This window comes from Kitasatospora sp. cg17-2 (assembly GCF_054031055.1).
This window is the reverse complement of sequence record NZ_CM132923.1, coordinates 6,787,890-6,808,029: the sequence shown is the minus strand read 5'-3', so window position 1 is coordinate 6,808,029 and position 20,140 is coordinate 6,787,890. Positions and strand designations below refer to the sequence as shown.

At 74.0% G+C, this 20,140-nt stretch carries 11 protein-coding genes; 7 read left to right on the top strand and 4 right to left on the bottom strand.

All coding sequences use genetic code 11. From position 1 onward, the window contains the following. Window positions 1-69: 69 nt before the first annotated feature. Window positions 70-1,254: an ROK family transcriptional regulator gene (locus ACW14Y_RS28690; protein ID WP_266274211.1), complete on the bottom strand. Its 1,185-nt coding sequence runs from the start codon at window positions 1,252-1,254 to the stop codon at window positions 70-72. A gap of 623 nt (window positions 1,255-1,877) precedes the next feature. On the opposite strand from ACW14Y_RS28690, the gene ACW14Y_RS28685 reads away from it, so the two are divergent. Then, the gene (locus ACW14Y_RS28685) at window positions 1,878-3,653 is read left to right on the top strand and encodes an outer membrane protein assembly factor BamB family protein (protein WP_456983812.1); all 1,776 of its coding nucleotides are present in this window, start codon (window positions 1,878-1,880) and stop codon (window positions 3,651-3,653) included. A gap of 138 nt (window positions 3,654-3,791) precedes the next feature. Further along, window positions 3,792-6,371 carry an aminopeptidase N gene (pepN, locus tag ACW14Y_RS28680; protein ID WP_380300495.1) on the top strand — a complete coding sequence of 860 codons (2,580 nt, stop codon included), beginning with the start codon at window positions 3,792-3,794 and terminating at the stop codon, window positions 6,369-6,371. A gap of 150 nt (window positions 6,372-6,521) precedes the next feature. On the opposite strand, the gene ACW14Y_RS28675 is transcribed toward pepN, so the two are convergent. Further along, on the bottom strand, window positions 6,522-6,752 hold the full coding sequence (locus tag ACW14Y_RS28675; RefSeq protein ID WP_030395011.1) for a hypothetical protein: 231 nt from the start codon (window positions 6,750-6,752) through the stop codon (window positions 6,522-6,524). 20 nt (window positions 6,753-6,772) lie between these two features. Beyond that, window positions 6,773-8,959 carry a 4-alpha-glucanotransferase gene (gene malQ / locus ACW14Y_RS28670; protein WP_380300494.1) on the bottom strand — a complete coding sequence of 729 codons (2,187 nt, stop codon included), beginning with the start codon at window positions 8,957-8,959 and terminating at the stop codon, window positions 6,773-6,775. Between the two features lie 624 nt (window positions 8,960-9,583). Here malQ and ACW14Y_RS28665 point away from each other — a divergent pair. Then, a complete protein-coding gene (locus tag ACW14Y_RS28665; RefSeq protein ID WP_456983810.1) occupies window positions 9,584-13,705 on the top strand; it encodes a beta-N-acetylglucosaminidase domain-containing protein in 4,122 nt (1,373 codons plus the stop codon). A 112-nt stretch (window positions 13,706-13,817) separates the two neighbouring features. On the opposite strand, the gene ACW14Y_RS28660 is transcribed toward ACW14Y_RS28665, so the two are convergent. Continuing rightward, entirely contained in the window at window positions 13,818-14,462 is a 645-nt protein-coding gene (locus ACW14Y_RS28660; protein ID WP_340634232.1) for an HNH endonuclease, read from the bottom strand. A 479-nt stretch (window positions 14,463-14,941) separates the two neighbouring features. Between ACW14Y_RS28660 and ACW14Y_RS28655 the strand changes: the two genes are divergently transcribed. The 4 genes from ACW14Y_RS28655 to ACW14Y_RS28640 all read left to right on the top strand — a co-directional run bounded on the left by ACW14Y_RS28655 (window position 14,942) and on the right by ACW14Y_RS28640 (window position 20,125). Further along, window positions 14,942-16,156: a mechanosensitive ion channel family protein gene (locus ACW14Y_RS28655; RefSeq protein WP_380390056.1), complete on the top strand. Its 1,215-nt coding sequence runs from the start codon at window positions 14,942-14,944 to the stop codon at window positions 16,154-16,156. Between the two features lie 260 nt (window positions 16,157-16,416). Beyond that, on the top strand, window positions 16,417-17,604 hold the full coding sequence (locus ACW14Y_RS28650) for an ROK family transcriptional regulator (protein WP_380300491.1): 1,188 nt from the start codon (window positions 16,417-16,419) through the stop codon (window positions 17,602-17,604). Between the two features lie 122 nt (window positions 17,605-17,726). Next, window positions 17,727-19,088 (top strand): ABC transporter substrate-binding protein, encoded by a 1,362-nt coding sequence (locus ACW14Y_RS28645; RefSeq protein ID WP_380300490.1) that lies wholly within the window; start codon window positions 17,727-17,729, stop codon window positions 19,086-19,088. A gap of 38 nt (window positions 19,089-19,126) precedes the next feature. Next, window positions 19,127-20,125, top strand: a complete 999-nt coding sequence (locus tag ACW14Y_RS28640; protein WP_380300489.1) for a carbohydrate ABC transporter permease — start codon at window positions 19,127-19,129, stop codon at window positions 20,123-20,125. Window positions 20,126-20,140: the final 15 nt, after the last annotated feature.

Below are 20,140 nucleotides of genomic sequence, written 5' to 3'. Positions count from 1 at the left end.
CGCGGAAAACCGGCGTGTCGTTGCACCCGGCCGGGGCGGAACCCGGGGCCCGGTGGCGGACGACGGGGATCAGTGGCGGGCGACGGCGAGCGCGCTGGAGTCCCCCGCCTCGCTCATGACCAGGGCGAGCGCGCCCAGGACCTCGGCCCGGCCGCCCAGGGTACCGGGGACCACCGACAGCTGGCGGGCGGCACTGGGGATCGCGTAGCGGGCCACCGAGTCGCGGATCGGTGCGAGCACCAGCTCGCCGGCGTCCGCGAGGTCGCCGCCGAGGATCACCCGGCGCGGGTTCAGCAGGTTGCAGAGGGTGGCCACACCGGTGCCGATCTGCCGGCCGGCGTCGGCGATCACCCGGCGGCAGCCGAGGTCGCCCTGGTGGGCCAGCTCGACCACCCGGGTCAGGCTGAGCTCGGCGCCGAGGGTCGGGGTGAGCAGGTTCAGCAGGTAGCGGGAGCCGACGAAGGTCTCCAGGCAGCCCCGGTTGCCGCAGCGGCAGACCGGGCCGGCCTCGTCCAGGGTGATGTGGCCGATCTCGCCGGCGGTGCCGCCCGGGCCCCGGTAGATCTGCCCGTTGACCACCAGGCCCGCGCCGACGCCGCTGGCCACCTTGATGTAGGCGAGGTCGCTCAGGCCGCGGCCGGCGCCCCAGACCAGTTCGCCGAGCGCGCCGAGGTTGGCGTCGTTGTCGACGTGCACCGGCATGCCGAGGCGCTCGGCCAGCTCGCGGCCGGGGGCGATGCCGGTCCAGCCGGGCAGGATCGCGGTGGAGCCCAGTGCCCCGGTCTCCACGTCGATCGGGCCGGGCACGCCCAGGCCGACGCCGATCACCTTGTCCGGCCGGAAGCCGGCCTCCGCGAGCAGCCGCTCGACCAGGGCCTCGGCCCGGTCGAAGCCCTGCGCGGCCGAGACGTCGACGTCCATCGGGGCGCTCTCCTCGGCGAGGACCCGGTGGGCGAGGTTGCCGACCGCGACCCGCAGGTGGGTGTGGCCGAAATCGATCCCCACCACGATGCCGGCGTCACCGCTGAGCGAGACGCTGCGGGCGCGCCGTCCGCCGGAGGAGGTGTCGGCCACCACGACGGTGCCGCTCTCCTTCAGTTCTCGCACGATGTTGGACACCGTGGCCGCCGAGAGTCCGGTCCCGCGGGCGATCTCGGCCTGGGTCAGCGAGCCGGCCATCCGCACCGCGCGGAGCACCCGCTCCAGGTTGGCCCGGTGCAGCGAGGACTGCGAGCCCGGAGTGTCCGTCGACATGATCCACCCTCCCAAGGGGGCCGGGGACCCCTCCGCCGGGTGTCCCCTTTCAACTCCTGAAGCCTAGGGCCTGTCTCTTGGATTTTGTCGGGTGAGGTCGCGGCGCTGGGGTGCGTGCATCGCAAGGCGGAGGAGGGAGCCACTGCGGAGCATTGGCGACCGACGACAACGCGGCGAGGTGCGTGCCCCGGCGCCGCGACCCCGGCAAGGATCCAAGAGACAGGCCCTGAGGCCTGAGTCCCGGTGAAGGCACGGGGGAGAGTGGGCGAAGAGGTGGTGAGGGCGGAAGGCCCGCGAGGGGGTGCGGGCGGGCCGGCGGACCGGCCCCGGCCCAGGTCGGCGGGGCGGGCCGGGGACTGACAGCGCCGCAGGTCGGCGCGGGCGCGGCCGGGAGCGCAGGTTCCGACGCGGGTCCGAAAACCGGCCCCCCGTACGATGGTGCCCAATCTCACCCGTCCCGGCGGCCGCGGATGCGCGCCGCTCCCGGGACGATTCCAGACATGACGGGGCATCAGATGGCAGGGGACAACCCTACACCGGGGGCTGGCGAAGCTTCCGGCGGCGGTCCGGACAACCGGGGCGTATCGCTCGGACGCCCGGCGGGCGGCGTCGACCCGGCGGCCGTGGCCGACCAGCAGACACAGCTCGACGGGGCCGCGGTCCCCGGTCAGGCCGCACCGCCGGCCCCGGCCGCGCCGCCCGCGCCGCCGGCCGGGGCTCCGGGGGCCGCCGGGGCGTACGCCTACGCGCCCACCGCCCCCGCCTTCCCCTCGCAGGGCCCGGCGGGAGCCCCGCCGCAGGCCCCGCCGGTGGGCCCGTACGACCCCTCCGCCGGCCAGCCGCAGTTCGGCGCCCCGGTCGCGGGCCAGCAGTACGGCTACACCGCCCCGCCCGCCGACGGCGGCGCGGCCGGCTACGGCTACCCGCAGCAGGGCGGCGGCTACGGCTACCCGGGCGCCCCGGCGCCCGTCGCCCCGCCGAAGCGCAACCCGGTGATGGTCTGGGGCGGCATCATCGGCGGCGTGCTGGCGATCGCCATCGTCGCCGCGCTGATCGTGCTGTTCACCGACGACAAGAAGAAGAAGGACGACCAGCCGACCGCCTCCGGCGGCACCACCGGCCAGGTCACCGGCGGACCCAGCGGGGACGTCACCGCCACCGGCGGGACGGTCACCGCGCCGGCCACCGGCGGCGCCACCGGCGGCACGGGCGGCGGTGGCGGCGGCAAGGCCGGCGCCTACAACCCGGCCTGGGCGGCCGACAAGCCGGCCAGCTCGGTCAGCGGCTCGACCCGGATGCTCGCCATCTGGGGCGCCGAGAAGGTCGCGGTGCGCGCCGACACCACCGGCATCCGCGCCGTCAACACCTCGGACGGCAAGGAGGCGTGGAACATCCCGGTGCCCTCCGGCGCCAAGGAGTTCTGCTCCGCCTCGTACAGCGCCAACTCCAAGCACATCGCCGCGATCGCGCTGAACACCGGTGACAGCGACTGCTCCACCATCGCCGCGGTCGACCTCACCACCGGCAAGCTGAGCTGGACCGTCAAGGTCGGGCAGAGCCGGATGACCTCCCCCACCCTGACCGTCACCGACAAGGTGGTCGGCATCGGCGCCAACACGGCCGCCGCGGTCAACATCGCCGACGGCTCCGCGGCCTGGTCGTTCCAGCCGCGCGAGAAGGACTGCAGCGTCTACGGCACCGTCGCCGGCGCCCAGATCGTGGTCACCGACCGCTGCTACGGCCTCAACACCACCGTCAAGTCGCAGCTGGTGATCGTCGAGACGGACACCGGCAAGGTCGCCTCCCCCGCGCCGATCACCCTGACCGGCAGCATCGAGCGGGTCGACAAGGTGCTCTCCGAGCAGCCGCTCGTGGTCTCGATGTCCAGCGGCGCGAACGGCGACTACGTGCTGCCGTTCGACAAGACCAACAAGCCCGGCACCCAGATGCCCGTCAAGGAGCCCGGCTACGACAGCCTGCGGCTCAGCGGCCTGGGCGACGCCATCACCCAGAGCGTGGTCAGCGGCACCACCCTGTACGTGCAGACCAACCCGACCAAGCCCGCGGTGAACGCCTACGACCTGAACACCGGCAAGCGGCTCTGGTCGACCGACGGCAAGGCCAAGGACGGCCTGCGGCTGGTCTCCGGCACCGACAAGGACGGCAAGGTCCGGGTCATCATGGACATGGGCTACGGCACCGACGCCAAGCTGGCCTCGCTCGCCCCCGCCGACGGCGCCGTCAGCGAGCTCGGCACCATCGCGCTCGGCAAGGACTCCTCGTCCTCCTTCAGCATCAGCCTGAGCAGCAACGAGTTCGTGCTGAACTCGGACGGCGCGCTCTACGGGTTCTCCCGCAGCAGCATCGACGCGCCGGTGTTCAAGTTCGTCAAGAAGTAGCGGCACCCCCGGGCGGGGTGGTGCGGGCCCGACCGGCCCGTACCGCCCCGCCCGCGGCGTCCCCGGGGATATCCCCTCGGAGCCCGCGGACGGACATGGCAGGATGCCAGGCATCAGCCCGACGAAGGAGTCCTGCGAGTGCCCGGCACCAACCTGACCCGTGACGAGGCCCGCACCCGGGCCGACCTCCTGCACGTGGACGCGTACGAGATCGAGCTCGACCTGAGCTCGGCCCGAGAGGGGGGCACGTTCCGGTCCACGACCGTGGTCCGGTTCACCGCCGCCACCCCGGGCGCGGCCACCTTCATCGACCTCGTCGCCCCGAGCGTCGAGGAGATCGTCCTCAACGGCGTACGGCTCGACAACAGCGCCTTCGCCGACAGCCGGATCGCGCTGCCGGACCTCGCCGCCGAGAACGAGCTGCGGGTGGTCGCCGACTGCGCCTACACCAACACCGGTGAGGGCCTGCACCTGTTCGTCGACCCGGTCGACGGCGAGACCTACCTGTACACCCAGTTCGAGGTGCCGGACGCCCGCCGGGTCTTCGCCTCCTTCGAGCAGCCCGACCTCAAGGCCGCGTTCACCTTCACCGTGACCGCGCCCGCCAACTGGGTCGTGGTCTCCAACTCGCCCACCCCCGAGCCGCAGGGCGAGGGCGACACCCGGGTCTGGCACTTCGCGCCGACCGGCCGGATCTCCTCGTACATCACCGCGCTCGTCGCCGGCCCCTACGTCGGGGTCTTCGACAGCTACGAGAACGGCGAGCAGAAGGTGCCGCTGGGCATCTACTGCCGGCCCTCGCTGCGCGAGTTCCTGGACCCCGAGGCGATCTTCGAGGTCACCAAGCAGGGCTTCGACTACTTCCAGGAGAAGTTCGACTTCCCCTACCCGTTCGCCAAGTACGACCAGCTCTTCGTCCCGGAGTTCAACGCCGGCGCGATGGAGAACGCGGGCGCCGTCACCCTGCGCGACCAGTACGTGTTCCGGTCCAAGGTGACCGACGCCGCGTACGAGGCCCGCGCCGCGACGATCCTGCACGAGCTCGCCCACATGTGGTTCGGCGACCTCGTCACCATGGAGTGGTGGAACGACCTCTGGCTGAACGAGTCGTTCGCCACCTACGCCGAGGCGGTCTGCCAGGCCGAGGCGCCCGGCTCCCGGTGGCCCAACTCCTGGACCACCTTCGCCAACCAGATGAAGACCTGGGCGTACCGGCAGGACCAGCTGCCGTCCACCCACCCGATCATGGCCGAGATCAACGACCTGGAGGACGTCCAGGTCAACTTCGACGGCATCACCTACGCCAAGGGCGCCTCGGTGCTCAAGCAGCTGGTGGCGTACGTCGGCCAGGACGCCTTCTTCGAGGGCGTGCGCGCCTACTTCAAGCAGCACGCCTGGGGCAACACCCGCCTCGGCGACCTGCTCGGCGCGCTGGAGAAGGCCAGCGGCCGCGACCTCAAGTCCTGGTCCGCCGCCTGGCTGGAGACCGCCGGCATCAACGTGCTGCGCCCCGCGCTGACCCTCAACACGGACGGCGAGATCGAGTCCTTCGCCGTGCTGCAGACCGCCCCGGCGCTCCCGGCCGGCGCCAAGGGCGAGGCCGTGCTGCGCCCGCACCGGATCGCCGTCGGCCTGTACGAGCTCAACGACGGCGCGCTGGTGCGCACCGACCGGATCGAGCTGGACGTCAACGGCCCGCGCACCGAGGTGCCGGAGCTGGTCGGCCGCCACCGCCCCGCGGTGATCCTGCTCAACGACGACGACCTCACCTACGCCAAGGTCCGCCTCGACGAGGACTCGCTGGCCGTCGTCACCGAGAACCTCGGCGGCTTCACCGAGGCGCTGCCGCGCGCGCTGTGCTGGGCCTCCGCCTGGGACATGACCCGCGACGGCGAGCTGGCCGCCCGCGACTACCTGACGCTCGCCCTCTCCGGCCTGCCCCGGGAGAGCGACATCGGCGTCGTCCAGTCGGTGCAGCGCCAGGTCAAGCTGGCGCTCGACGTCTACGCCGACCCGAACTGGCGCGAGCAGGGCCTGGCCCGCTGGGCCGAGGCCGCCGAGCAGGCACTGCGCGACGCCGAGCCGGGCAGCGACCACCAGCTGGCCTGGGCCCGGGTGCTCGGCTCCGTCGCCCGGACCGACGCTCAGCTCGACCTGCTGGCCGGGCTGCTGGACGGCGGTACCGTGATCCCCGGCCTGGCCGTGGACACCGAGCTGCGCTGGGCCCTGCTGGGCCGCCTCGCCGCGACCGGCCGGGCCGACGAGGCCGCGATCGGGGCCGAGCTCGCCCGCGACAACACCGCGGCCGGCCAGGAGCACGCGGCCAGCTGCCGGGCGGCCCGCCCGACGGCCGAGGCCAAGGCGGCGGCCTGGGCCTCCGTGGTCGACTCGGACGAGCTGACCAACTACGTGCAGGCGGCGGTGATCGGCGGCTTCCAGCAGGCCGACCAGCGCGAGCTGCTGGCGCCGTACGCGGAGAAGTACTTCGCCGCGGTGAAGGGCGTCTGGGAGAGCCGCAGCCACGAGATCTCGCAGCAGATCATCACCGGTCTGTACCCGGCGCTGCTGGTCGAGCAGGGCACCCTGGACGCCACCGACGCCTGGCTGACCGCCGCGGAGCCGTCGCCGGCGCTGCGCCGTCAGATCGTCGAGGCGCGGGCCGGGGTGGAGCGGGCGCTCAGGGCGCAGGCCGTCGACCGGGCCGCCGGGGAGCGCTGACACCGGCGGGGTGCGTCCCCCTCCCGCGCGGAGGGGGACGCGCCCCGCACCGGGTCGCACCCCGCACCGAACGGAAACGCCCGAGGGGGCGCCGGACCTCGTCCGGCGCCCCCTCGGGCTCTGTGCTGGGCCGTGGTGGAGGGCCCTCGGCTACTTCTTCTTGTCCTTGTTGCCGTACGGCATCGCGGCCAGGCCGCCGATGATCACGAAGGCCGCGATCGGGAGCAGCACGTACAGGCCGAGGGTCTGGGCGACGCTCAGGCCGCTACCCGGGTCGTCGCCGTCGTCCCGGGTGAGGGCCATGGCGGGCGACGACAGCAGCATCATCAGCGTGACCGTGGCGGTGACCGCGCCGGCTCGCAAAGCGTTCCTCTTGTCCACGGTGCCAACTTACCCGTGACTTATGCCGGGCCGCTCGGCGGGGTCGGCCTTTCGGGAGCCGGTCCGGGGCCTGCGGGCGGTCGGGTGCCCACGGAGCGCAGCAGGTCGGCGATGGTCCGCGCGTCCGGGGCGGCGGCCAGGCCGTCCAGGGTGACCGGGCGCCCGTTGCCGTCCGCGACCGGCAGCCGCCAGTTCGGGTACTGGTCCCAGGTGCCGGGCAGGTTCTGCGGGCGCGGGTCGCCGACCACGTCCGGCAGCCAGACGCCGACCAGCTCGGCCGGGGTGTCGGCCAGGAACCGGTAGAGCGCGGCCGCCGACAGCGGCTCGTCCTCGGCCAGCAGGCCCAGCCGGAGCAGCTCGGCCCGCCAGTCGGCCAGCTCGGCGGCCGCCTCCGCCTGCTCCTCGCCGAGCGCGCGGGAGAGCAGGCCGAGCCGGTGCCGCAGCTCGACGTGCTCGCCGGAGAGGCGGGCCGCGGTGGACGGCAGGTCGTGCGTGGTCAGGGTGGCCAGGCTGCCCGGGCGCCAGCGCCCCGGGGGCAGGATCGCGCCCCCGCCCTGCCAGTCCCGCTCGAACCAGAGCACCGAGGTGCCCAGCACGCCGCGCTCCGCCAGTTCCTCGCGCACCCCCGGCTCGACGGTGCCGAGGTCCTCGCCGACCACGGCGGCGCCGGCCCGGTGGGCCTCCAGGGCCAGCACCGCGAGCATCGCCTCCGCGTCGTAGCGGACGTAGACGCCCTCGGTCGGGGCGTGCCCGGCCGGCACCCACCAGAGCCGGAACAGGCCCATCACATGGTCGATCCGCAGCGCGCCGGCGTGCCGGGCGGCGGAGCGGATCAGCTCGGCGAAGGGCGCGTAGCCGACGGCGGCCAGCGCGTCCGGGCGCCAGGGCGGCAGGCCCCAGTCCTGGCCGTGGGCGTTGAAGGCGTCCGGCGGCGCGCCGACCGAGATCCCGGCGGCCAGGACGTCCTGGAGCGCCCAGGCGTCGGCGCCGTCCGGGTGGACGCCGACCGCGAGGTCGTGCACCAGGCCGACCGGCATGCCCGCGGTGCGGGCCGCCTGCTGGGCGCGGCCGAGCTGGCGGTCGACCTGCCAGGCGAGCCAGCGGTGGAAGGCGACCCGGTCGGCCAGTTCGGCGGCCTCGTGCCGGACGTGCGGGGAGTCGGGGTGGCGCAGGCCCTTCGGCCAGTGGTGGTGGTCGGCGCCGTGGCGCTCGGCCAGGGCGTTCCAGACCGCGTACCGCTCCAGCCACTCGCCCTCGCGGGCCAGGTAGGCGTCGAACGCGGCCGTGCGGACGGTGCCGTGCCCGTCCGCGTACCGGCGGTACGCGGCGTGCAGCAGCTCCAGGGCGCGGCGCTTGAGGGCCCAGACCTCGTCGCGGTCGATCAGGCCGTCGTGGACCAGCACCTCGGCGCGCAGCCGGGCGGCGCGGGAGAGCAGCTCGTCGGCCTCGGCCCGCTCCTCGCCCGCCAGGTAGGCGTACTCGGGCACCTCCTCGATCCGCAGGTGGACCGGGTCGGCGAAGCGCCGGGAGGAGGGGCGGTAGGGGGACGGGTCGGAGGGCTTCGAGGGCAGGGCCGCGTGCAGCGGGTTGATCTGGACGAAGCCAGCGCCGAGGGAGCCCGCCCAGGTGGCCAGGTCGGCGAGGTCGGCGAGGTCGCCCATGCCCCAGGAGCGGTCGGAGAGGACGGAGTACAGCTGGGCGAGGAAGCCCCAGCCCCGGCCGGGGAGGGCGGGGAGGCGGTCGGGGGCGACGATCAGGTGCGCGGTGGCGGTGCGGTCCCCGGCCTCGGCGAGCAGGGTGTGCCGGCCGGGCGGGAGGTCGGCGGGCAGCCAGTGGGCGTGGCCGTTCGGCAGCCGCCACCGCTCGCCCCGCTCCAGGACGACGGTGAGCCCGGTGTCGGCGGGGAGGTCGAGCGCGGTGCGGCGGCCGGCCCGGGCGACCACGGTCGGGGGCAGCAGTCGGACGCGCTGCTCCTCCCGGTGGCGGGCGAGGGCCTCGCGGGCGGCGTCGGGGGTGGCCGCGGCCACGCCGAGTGCGGCGAGCACGGCGACCAGGGTGCGGGCGCCGGTCGGCACCCCGCCGGGGCCCTGGCGGGTGTCCACCCCGTGGGCCTGCGCCAGCGCCACCAGCTCGGGCGGCGGCGGGGGCGCGTCCTGGGCCGGCACCTCCAGTGCGTCGGCTCCGTCACGGTCGAGATAAGCGGCCACTCGCGGCTCCTGCGATGTCTCGGCAACGCCCAGTCAGGACAGGCACAGTCCTACCCGGGTGACGACCCGGTGACCCGGCGCGACACGAGGGGGAACGGAACCGGGAACCGACAGGGCACCGCGAGTGCACGGACGCAAGGGCACCACGCACTGCCAAGTCCCCCGGCACCACCCACGGGTGAGTCCCACCGCACCACCCACGGGTGAGTCTTTGACCCCGGCCCGGCACGACCCGCGAGCGAGCCGAAGGGGCGCGCCGGTGCCGAAAGGGAGAGCGCGAGGGAGCGACGAAGGAGCGAGGGAGCGCCGACCGTCGGCGCCGGACCAGAGCGCCCCGGAGGCGAGCCGAGCCCGAAAAAGGGGTGAGCGAGCCGAAGGGGCGCGCCGGTGCCGAAAGGGAGGAGCGAGGACGACGTGACGAAGGAGCGGCGTTGGAGCGCCGACCGTCGGCACCGGACAAGAGCGCCCCGGAGGCGAGCCGAGCCCCAAAAAAGAGGGTGCGCGAAGGGTTGCAGTCGCGGGTAAATCGGACAAAGTCGGCATACCCGTCGACGACGTTGACACCGTCAAACAGAGCTGGTGGGCTGTGCCGCGATGTGGTTCCGGCCTGGCTAGGAGGCTCCTGTGCAAGCCCGAGTGTCCGAGGTGGCCGGCCGGCGGTTCCGTCAGCAGCTGGAGCAGAGCGCTGCCCTGCGCGAGGTGCTCCAGCACCCGACGGCGCTCGCGGCCCGTCGGGCCACCGCACGGACGTGCCGTCAACTGGCGCCCAGGACGGCCGATCGGCTGATCGCCGACCTCAAGGGCACCTCGCCGCTGCTGCCTTCGGTCCGGGCCGAGCGCGCCCGGGCCGCCCGCCCGGGGGCGCCGAGCCGGCGGACCCTCCAGGTGGCGGCCACCCTGTCGGCGGCCGCCGTGGTCGGCGGCCTGCTGGTGAGCGGACCGGCCGCGTACGCCTTCGGTCCCGGGTACACGCCGGGTCCGGACGTGGTGAGCACCGCGAGCGGCACTCCGCAGACGCCGCTCGGCAGTCTGGGCGACCCCCAGGTGTTCCCGCGTCCGCAGGAGCAGCGCGTGACCGGGAAGCCGGTCACCGTGCCGGGCGCCGTCACCCTGGTCACCGCGCCGAACGCGGATCCCGGCGCGGTGACCGCGGTGCGGGAGGTGCTCGGCATCGCCGGCGCGACCGCCGTGACCCCGCTGCCGGAGCCGGGTCCGCCGGTGGCCGGCTCGCTCGTGGTGTACGTCGGCGGACCCGCCGAGGGCGCGGGCGGCGCCACCGACCGGATCCTGCGCGAGCTCACCGTCGCGGCCGGCGGCAAGGACACCGCCGCGCCCACCACCGCCGGGATGCCGTCCGGCGGCCATGTGCTGGCGGCCGGTCAGCTGCCGGTGGCCGGTGGCGGCAGCTACGGCGCGGTCGTGCTGGCCGGCGTCGACGCGGCCGGCACCTTCTACGCCGCGCAGTCGCTGCGCCAGCTGCTGGCGGCCGTCCCGGCGGACCAGGGCCAGCTGCCCGGCGCGGCCGGTCTCGGACTGCCCGGGATCGTGCTGCGCGACTGGCCGTCCGGCGCGCCGGTGCGCGGCACCGCCGAGGCGTTCTACGGCACCCCGTGGACGCAGCAGCAGCGGCTCGACCAGCTGGACTTCCTCGGCCGGTCGAAGCAGAACTTCTACCTCTACGCGCCGGGCGACGACCCGTACCGGCTGGCCCGGTGGCGGGACGCCTACCCGCGGGAGCGCGAGAACGACCTGCGCGCGCTGGGCGTCCGCGCCGCGCGCGACCACGTCACGCTCGGTTACGCGATCGACCCCGGGCAGTCCTTCTGCTTCAGTTCCGGGAAGGACGCGGACGCGCTGGTCGCCAAGCTGGACGGGCTGCGCCGGCTCGGCTTCTCGGCGTTCCAGCTGCAGTTCCTGGACGTGTCCTACGAGGAGTGGCACTGCTCCGACGACCGGTCCAAGTACGGCACCGGCCCGGCCGCGGCCGCGCGGGCGCAGGCGGAGCTGGCGGCGAAGGTGCAGGACCGGCTGATCGCGCGGAACCCGGGCCTGGCACCGCTGTCGGTCGTCCCCACCGAGTACCACCAGCAGGGTTCCAGCCCGTACCGGACGGCGCTGGCCGCCGCGCTGCCCTCCGGTGTGCAGGTGGCCTGGAGCGGCGTCGGGGTGATCCCGGAGCGGATCACCGGCACCCAGGTCACGGACACCGGCGACCTGTACGGGCACCCGCTGGTCACCATGGACAACTACCCGGTCAACGACGCCACCCCGGACCGGCTCTTCCTGGGCGCCTACACCGGCCGGGACAGCGAGGTGGCGAGCCGGTCGGCCGTCATGCTGACCGGCGCGATGCGGCAGCCGGTGGCCTCCCGGATCGCGCTCTCCACGGCCGGCGACTTCGCCTGGAACCCTTCCGCCTACAAGCCGGAGGACTCCTGGCGGGCGGCGCTGCGCTCGCTGGCCGGACCGACCGGCGCGACGGCCACGCCGACCGGGGACTCCCTGGCCGCGGTCACCGCGCTGGCCGGGAACAGCGTGTCCTCGCCGCTGACCAAGCAGGAGTCCGGCTATCTGCTCCCGCTGATGGACCGGTTCTGGGCGTCCGCCGAGCCGACCTCGGGGGCGGCGCCGGACGTGGCGAGGCTGATCGAGTCGGCCGCGCCGCTGCGGGAGGCGTTCACGGCGATGGCCGGCGCCCAGCAGACCCTGGCCGCCGCCCAGGCCACCGCCCCGCTGGCCGCCGAGGCCGCGCCCTGGCTGGCGCCGCTGCGCGACTTCGGGCTCGCCGGGCAGTCCGCCCTGGACATGCTGCTGGCCCAGCGCGGCGGCGACGGCGGGGCCGCCTGGAAGGCCCGGGTGGAGCTGACCAAGTTGCGCGAGCAGCTCGGCCAGAGCCCGGCGACGGTCGGCGCGGGCGTGCTCGGCCCGTTCCTGGAGCGGGCGCTGCAGGCGGCCGACACCTGGGCCGGCGTGCAGGGCGGCGGCATCACCGCGACCACCACCCTGGGCACCGCGCACGACCACCTGCCGGCGCTGATGGCCGACGGCGTCGCCGACACCTTCTACTGGAGCTCGGCGCCGCCGCAGCAGGGCGACTCGGTCGGCCTGGACCTCGGCGGCGGGCGCCCGGTCGGCAGCGTCACCGTGCTGATGGGCTCCTGGGGCAGCGGCCCGGACGGGCAGAGCGCGCTGGACGACTACATCCGGGACGGCGTGCTGGAGTACTCCACCGGGGAGGGCGGCTGGAAGAAGCTGGCCTCGGTGAAGAACCAGAAGTCCGTCTCCGCCCAGGTGCCGGCCGGGACGGTGGTCCGGGCGGTGCGGCTGCGGGCCACCGCCGCGCAGAAGACCGCGGTCGCGGTGCGCGAGTTCTCGGTGACCGCGCCGGACGAGCTGCCGGCCAGTGTCTCCGGCGGCCCGGCCGCGCTGCCCGGCTCCTCGGCCTCCGCCGTGCTGGACGGCAACCCGGACACCGCCTACCGGGCGGCCACCGCGCCGACCGCGCAGGACGAGCCGCTGACGGTCGAGCTGGGCGCCGCCCGGCCGCTGGACCGGCTGACCGTGCTCACCGACCCGGGGGTGCGGGCCTCGGCCGCCGTCGCGGTGCGGCACCCGGACGGCACCTGGACCGAGATCGGCACCGTGCAGCCGGGGTGGAACGAGCTCGCGGCCGGCGGTCAGCCCGCCGACGCGTTCCGGCTGGCCTGGAAGCCGGGCGGGGAGCCGCCCGTGGTCAACCAGGTGATCCCCTGGTACGCGGACGCCCCGGCGGCCCGGCTGAGCCTGGCCGACGCCTCGGTGGACGCGGTGACCGGGGAGGCCGTGCCGGTGCAGGCCCGGGTCACCGTCGAGGCCGGACGGCCGGAGGGGGTCACCGGGGAGCTGCGCACCGAGGTGCCGGCCGTCGCCAAGGGGCTGACCGTGGCGCCGGTGACCGGGGTGAGCGTGCCGCGCGGCGGCAAGGTCGGCGTACCGCTGCTGGTCACGGCCGGGCCGGAGACGCCGTCCGGGACGTACCAGGTGCCGGTGGTGTTCGTGGCCGGCCAGACCACGGTCCGCCAGGTGCTCCAGGTGCACGTCGTGCCGCCGACCGGCGGTCCCGACCTGGCGATCACCGCGGTGGCCACCTCCTCGGGCGACGAGACCGCGAACTTCCCGGCCTCGGCGGTGGCCGACCAGGACCCGAAGAGCCGCTGGTCCTCGCCGGCGGCGGACGACGCCTGGGTGCAGCTGGAGCTGCCGAGGGCGACCCATCTGGGCTCGGCGGTGCTGCACTGGCAGGCCGCGTACGCCGCCGCGTACAAGATCCAGTCCTCGGCGGACGGGCGGTCCTGGACCACGGTCGCGACCGTGGGGGACGGCAGGGGCGGCAACGAGACGGTGCGTTTCGACGCGCCGGGCGCGAAGTTCCTGCGGATCCAGGGCGTGGCCAGGGCGACCAAGTACGGCTACTCGCTCTGGGGCGTCGAGCTGTACGCCGTCGCCCCCGCGGACGGCCAGGTGACGCCTCCGGTGACGCCTCCGGTCACCCCGCCCGTGACGCCGCCGGTGACACCGCCGACCGGGCAGCCGGGCGGCCAGACCGGGGTCCCGGGGGGCGGGACGGCGACCACGCCGCCGGCCGTGCCGACGCCCTCGGCCTCCCCGACCGGGCCGACGCCCTCCCCGACCACCACGGGGCCGGGTGCCGGTGCCGGTGGCGGCACGCCGAGCGGCAGTCCGACCACCTCGCGGCCGAAGCCCTAGGGCCCTCCCGAGGAGGCGCAAACGGCGGGCCGCCGTGCTCCCCGGTGCGGGGTGCGCGGCGGCCCATGAGGCGTACCGGGAATGACGACGGGCAAGCCCTTGTGGTGCGGACTCAGGCGGAGAGCGGTTCCGGCTGCTCACCGCGGCGGACGGGGGCGGGGTGACCGGCGTGGGCCCGGCCGAGTGGGACCGGGTGGGCCGGGTCGATATGGTCGTGGTGTTCGTACTCGCCCCACTGCGGGGCGCGCAGCTGGTCGTTCCCGCCGTACGGCTCCAGGTAGGGCCGCCAGCGCGGGTCCTTGATCCCGGTGCCGATGATCCGCCAGGCCAGGCCGCTGGGCGGCGCGGGTGGTCGTTTCATCCGCCAGCCGAGTTCGGTGAGATGGCGGTCGGCCTTGGTGTGGTTGCAGCGGCGGCAGGCCGCCACCACGTTGTCCCAGCGGTGCTGGCCTCCCCGGCTGCGCGGGATGACGTGGTCGACGCTGGTGGCGGCGGCCCCGCAGTAGACACAACGACCGTGGTCGCGGGCGAACAGCGCCCGGCGGGTGAGCGGGACCGGCCCGCAGAACGGGACCCGGACGAAGCGGGTCAGACGGACGACTGACGGCGCCGGAAGGGCGCTGGTGGCGCTGTGCAGAGTGACCCCCGAGTCCTCCAGGCTGACCGCCTTGTGATTGAGGACGAGGATGAGTGCGCGGCGCATCGATACGACGCCGAGTGGCTCGTAGGACGCGTTGAGGACCAGGACATGCGGCACGGATGCCTCCTTGGACGCCTGCGGCGCGTGGCTCGCGCCGGGACGAGCGGTTGGATCACGCAACGGGTGCGTGATCCACCCCAGTGTCGCCTTACGCCTTTGTACGGCGCCACCACTCCTGTGTAACGGACCCGATGTGAACTCCGGGTGTGGGTTCTGTCATACCCGGTATGCCCGGGGGAAGCGCGGGTTGCACTCCGGTGCCCCGCCGGGGTGTCGCCGGGGGCCCGTCGGGGTGTCGCTGGGCCGGGCGGAGCAGCGCGGAACGCGGCGTGCGGGGGCGTTGACGGGGCGTCCGGACGGGTGTGCGCGCCCTGCGGCGGACCGGCCCGGCCCGTTCGGCGTGGCCTCGGCGTGTCGGGCCGCCGACCCGACGGCGGCTAGGGTAGGCGGACGGTCCGCAGGCCAGGGGCGTGCCAACCCCGGGTGGGCACCGCGGCGGCGGACCGGGTCACGACCCCTGCAGGAAGGTCCCGCACGTGTTCCGCTCCGGTGCCGCCGGCCTCCTCGCCGACGCGTCCACGACGACGCCGGCCTCGACGCCCGCGCCGTCCCCGACTCCCACGGCCCCGGAGTTGCCGGACCTCAGAATCCCGACCAGCGCGCAGGAGGTCTCCGACACCACCCGGCAGGCCGCCAGCTGGTTCGACTCGCACTGGCAGGACTGGCTGGCGAGCGGCGTCCGGATCGTCTTCATCATCGTGCTGGCCCTGGTGCTGCGGGCGATGGTGCGCAAGGTGATCACCCAGCTGATAACGCGGATGGTGCGGCCCGGCGAGAGCGAGGACGAGCCCAGCCGGCTGGGCGGGCTGCTGGCCAACACCGGGGTGGTCAACCCCGAGCGGCGCCAGCAGCGGGCCGAGGCGATCGGCTCGGTGCTGCGCAGCGTCGCGTCGTTCTCGATCCTGGGCACCGCGGCGCTGATGGTGCTGTCGGCGCTGGGGGTGAACCTGGCGCCGCTGCTGGCGAGCGCCGGTGTGGCCGGTGTGGCGATCGGTTTCGGCGCCCGCAACCTGGTCACCGACTTCCTCTCCGGGGTCTTCATGATCATGGAGGACCAGTACGGCGTCGGCGACGAGATCGACACCGGGGTGGCCACCGGCACGGTGCTGGAGGTCGGCCTGCGGGTGACCAAGCTGCGCGGCGCGGGTGGCGAGATCTGGTACATCCGCAACGGCGAGGTGAAGCGCATCGCCAATATGAGCCAGGGCTGGTCGACCGCCTCGGTGGACGTCCAGGTCGGCTACAAGGAGGACCTGGAGCGGGTCGAGGCGCTGATCAAGGACACCGCGGAGGCGCTGGCCAAGGAGTCGCCGTTCGACGAGCTGGTCTGGGCGCCGTTCTCGGTGCTGGGCGTGGAGTCGGTCGCGGCGGACTCGGTGGTGCTGCGGATCGAGGCGCGGACCGCCCCCGGCAAGTCCCTGAGCGTGGGGCGGGCGCTGCGCCAGCGGCTCAAGGAGGTCTTCGACGAGGCCGGGATCAAGGTCAAGGAGGAGGTCGCGCCGGCCGCCGCCGCGGGCGCGGCCGCCGGGACGGCCGCCGCGATGGTGCTGAGCGCCGCCGCGGCCCCGGCCCCGGGCACCGACCCGGCCCCGCCGTCCGCACTGGCCGACCCGTCCTCGGCCGGCTACAAGGCGGCCACACCGATACCGTCCCCGCCACCCGCCCCGGCCGACCCGACCAGGACCCCCTGACCCACCGGCACAGGCTCACGGAGCCCCGCTTCCGCAGCGCGCGGAGGCGGGGCTCCGTGCCGTCCCGAGGTCGTCGGGGGAGCGGGTTCCGGGGTGTTCGGGGGCCGTCCGGTAACGAGTCGGCATCCTCCGTGCGAAGGGCCATTGACACTCCGCTGACGGGGCCCGTACGGTCCTGTCCCAAGCGACTGGAAAGTTTCCTAACAGTTCGCGCCTGGCCCGACCGGAATGCCGGCCGCCCCGAGGAGGAGGATCGTCACGTGACCAGAAGCCACACCAAGACTCCCCTCGCGGGCACCCCCAGCCTGCTGCGGGCCATCAACGACCGCGCCGCGCTCGAACTGCTGCTGGCGAACGGACCGCTCTCCCGCACGCAGATCGGCACCCTCACCGGGCTGTCCAAGCCGACCGCCTCGCAGCTGCTGGCCCGGCTGGAAGCGGCCGGGCTGGTGCTGCCGGTGGGCACCACGGCCGGCGGACCGGGGCCCAACGCGCAGCTGTACCAGGTGAATCCCGCCGCCGGGTACGTCGCCGGGCTGGACGTCACCAACAGCCACGTCCGGGTCGCGGTCGCCGACATCAGCGGCACCACGCTCTCCGAGCACGTCGTCCCCACCAAGGGCTGGCAGGCCGCCGCGACCGTGCCCCGGGTGGCCGACGCGGTGGCCGAGGCGGTCCGCGCCGCCGGGCTCGCCGAGGACGCGCTGCACACCGTGGTGATCGGCGTCGGCGGCGCGCCCGACCCGGTCACCGGCAAGCTGCGGTACGCCTCGCACCTGCCCGGCTGGCACGCGCCGCGGCTGGCCGAGGGGCTGGCCGAGGCGATCGGCGCGCCGGTGACGATCGAGAACGACGTGAACCTCGCCGCCGTCGCGGAGCAGTCCTCCGGCGCGGCGGGCGGCTTCGAGGACTTCGTGCTGCTGTGGGCGGGCGAGGGCACCGGCGCCGCGATCGTGATCGCCGGCCGGCTGCACCGCGGCTTCACCGGCGGCGCCGGGGAGGTCGGCTACATGCCGGTCCCCGGCTCGCCGGTCCGGGACGTCCGCCGGCGCAACTCCGGCGGGTTCCAGGAGCTGGTCGGCGCCCCCGCCGTCCGGGCCCTGGCCAAGGAGCACGGGATCGCCGCGCCGACCGCCGAGGAGGCGGTCGCCCGGGCCCTCGCCGCCCCGGGGGCCGGGGACGCCTTCCTCACCGAACTGGCCGCCCGGCTGGCCGTCGGCCTGGCCGTGATCGTCGCCGTCGTCGACCCCCGGCTGGTGGTGCTCTCCGGCGGGGTCCCGACCGCCGGCGGCGAACGGCTGCGGGCGCTGGTCCAGGAGGAGCTGGCCAGGATCTCGCCCGCCCGGCCCGAGGTCCGCGGCAGCGCGCTGACCGGCTCGCCCGTCCTGATCGGCGCGCTGGCCCGCGCGCTGGCCGCCGCCCGCGAGGCGGTCTTCTCCACCCACTGACACCCGACCCACCGCCTCACGCACAGCCCGCACCGCTCGACCCTGCACCCACCTCTCCCCATCCCGAACGCGGGACCCGAGGCAATGACGCCTGCCCGCGGCACCCCCAGGAGGACCTCGAAGTGCAATCCACCACCTCCCCCGCCCGCAGAAGCCGCCGGACGCTCGCCGCCGTCACCGGCAGCGCCGTCCTCGCCCTGCTCGCCACCGCCTGCACCGGCAGCAGCGACGGCGGCGGCAGCGACGACTCGGCCAGTGGCAAGGACGTCACGATCACCTTCTGGCACGGCTGGAGCCAGGACTCCGAGGTGAAGGCGATCAACGACAACATCGCCGCCTTCGAGAAGGCCCACCCCAACATCCACGTCAAGGCCGTCGGCAACATCGCCGACGACAAGGTCAACCAGTCCCTGCGGGCCGGCGGCGACGACGCCCCCGACGTGGTCTCCTCCTTCACCACCAACAACGTCGGCATGTTCTGTTCGACCAAGGCCTTCGTCGACCTCAAGCCGCTGCTGGCCAAGGACGGCATCGACGCCGCCAAGACCTTCCCGGCCGCGATGCTCAACTACACGCAGTTCCAGGGCAACCAGTGCTCCCTGCCGCTGCTGGGCGACGCCTTCGGCCTGTACTACAACAAGAAGGCCTTCGCCGACGCGGGCATCACCAACCCGCCGAAGACCTTCACCGAGTTCGCCGAGGTCGCCAACAAGCTCACCGTCCCCGAGGGCGACGGCTACAAGCAGCTCGGCTTCATGCCGCTGTACCACGGCTACGAGTCGACCACCGAGCACTTCCTCGGCCAGTACGGCCCCACCTACTTCGACCCCGCCGGCAAGTCCACCGTCGCCACCGACCCGAAGGTCGCCGCGATGATGAAGTGGCAGAAGAGCATGGTCGACAAGCTCGGCGGCTACGACAAGCTGGACAAGTTCCGCTCCACCTTCGGCGAGGAGTTCAGCGCCAAGAACCCGTTCCACACCGGCCAGGTCGCGATGGCCATCGACGGCGAGTGGCGCACCGCCTCGCTCGCCACCGACAAGCCGGACTTCGAGTGGGCCACCGCCCCGTTCCCGGTGCCGGACGACCAGCAGGACACCTACGGCCGCGGCTACCAGACCGGCACCATCGTCGGCATCGCCAGCACCAGCAAGAAGCAGGCCGCCGCCTGGGAGTTCGTGAAGTTCCTGACCACCGACACCGACGCGGTCGTCTCCTTCGCCAACGCGATCCACAACGTGCCGAGCACCTTCGCCGCGCTGGAGTCGCCGAAGCTGGTCGCCGACGAGAACTTCAAGACCTTCGTGAACATCGCCAAGCACGCCAGCTCCGGCACCACGCCGGCCGTGGTCAACGGCGGCGGCTACCTGGTCTCCCTGCAGAACCTCGGCTACGACTACGAGTCCGGCAAGCAGACCGACCTCACGGCCGGCCTCACCGCCACCGCCAAGGAGATCGACGCCGCCATCGCCCAGGCCAAGTAGCGCGCACCCCGCACGCCCGGCCCGTCCTCGGAGCTCCCATGTCACTCGCGTCCGCCACCCGCAAGGGGGCCGGAGCGACCGCCCCGGCGGCGCCTCCCGTGCAGCAGCTGCTGCGCCGGAAGCGCCGCCGGGCGGCGGCCCGCACCCTCGGCTTCCTCTCCCCCTGGCTGATCGGCTTCAGCGTCTTCTTCCTGTACCCGCTGATCTCGACGATCTACTTCTCGTTCACCAAGTACAACGGCTTCGGCTCGCCCACCTTCACCGGCCTGAAGAACTGGGACTACGTCTTCAACGACCTCCCGGCGTTCTGGCAGGGCCTGCGCAACACCCTGTGGCTGGTCGTCGTCATGGTGAGCCTGCGGGTGGCGTTCGGTCTCGGCATCGGGATGCTGATCACCAAGATCAAGACCGGGGTCGGCTTCTTCCGGACCGCCTTCTACCTGCCGTACCTGGCCCCGCCGGTGGCCGCCACCGTCGCCTTCGCCTTCCTGCTCAACCCCGGCACCGGCCCGGTGAACCACTTCCTCGGCGAGATCGGGCTGCCGCAGCCCGGCTGGTTCGCCGACCCGAACTGGTCGAAGCCCGCGCTGACCCTGCTCGCCATGTGGGGCGTCGGCGACCTGATGGTCATCTTCATGGCGTCCCTGCTGGACGTCCCGAAGGAGCAGTACGAGGCCGCCGAGCTCGACGGGGCCGGCCCGTTCCAGCGGTTCCGCTACGTCACCCTGCCGAACATCTCGCCGATCATCATGTTCGCGGTGGTCACCGGCGTCATCCAGACCATGCAGTACTACACGCAGGCCTTCGTCGCCGGGAAGGTCGCCGCCGGCAACGCGGGCAACTCCGGCCAGCAGTTCGAGCCCGGATACCCGAACGGCTCCACCTGGACCCTGCCGCAGATGGTCTACAACCTCGGCTTCCAGCGCTTCAACTACGGCGCGGCGTGCGTCGTGGCCCTGGTGCTGTTCGTCATCTCGATGGCCGTGACCTCGGTGCTGATGCGCCGCAAGTCCGGCTTCATGGCCAGCGACGACTAGCGGCCCAGTGAGGAC

What these genes read in the sequence shown, in the direction of transcription:
- ACW14Y_RS28690 (WP_266274211.1), bottom strand. Translation starts at nt 1,254, where the DNA reads ATGTCGACGGACACTCCGGGCTCGCAGTCCTCGCTGCACCGGGCCAAC.
- ACW14Y_RS28640 (WP_380300489.1), top strand. Translation starts at nt 19,127, where the DNA reads ATGTCACTCGCGTCCGCCACCCGCAAGGGGGCCGGAGCGACCGCCCCG.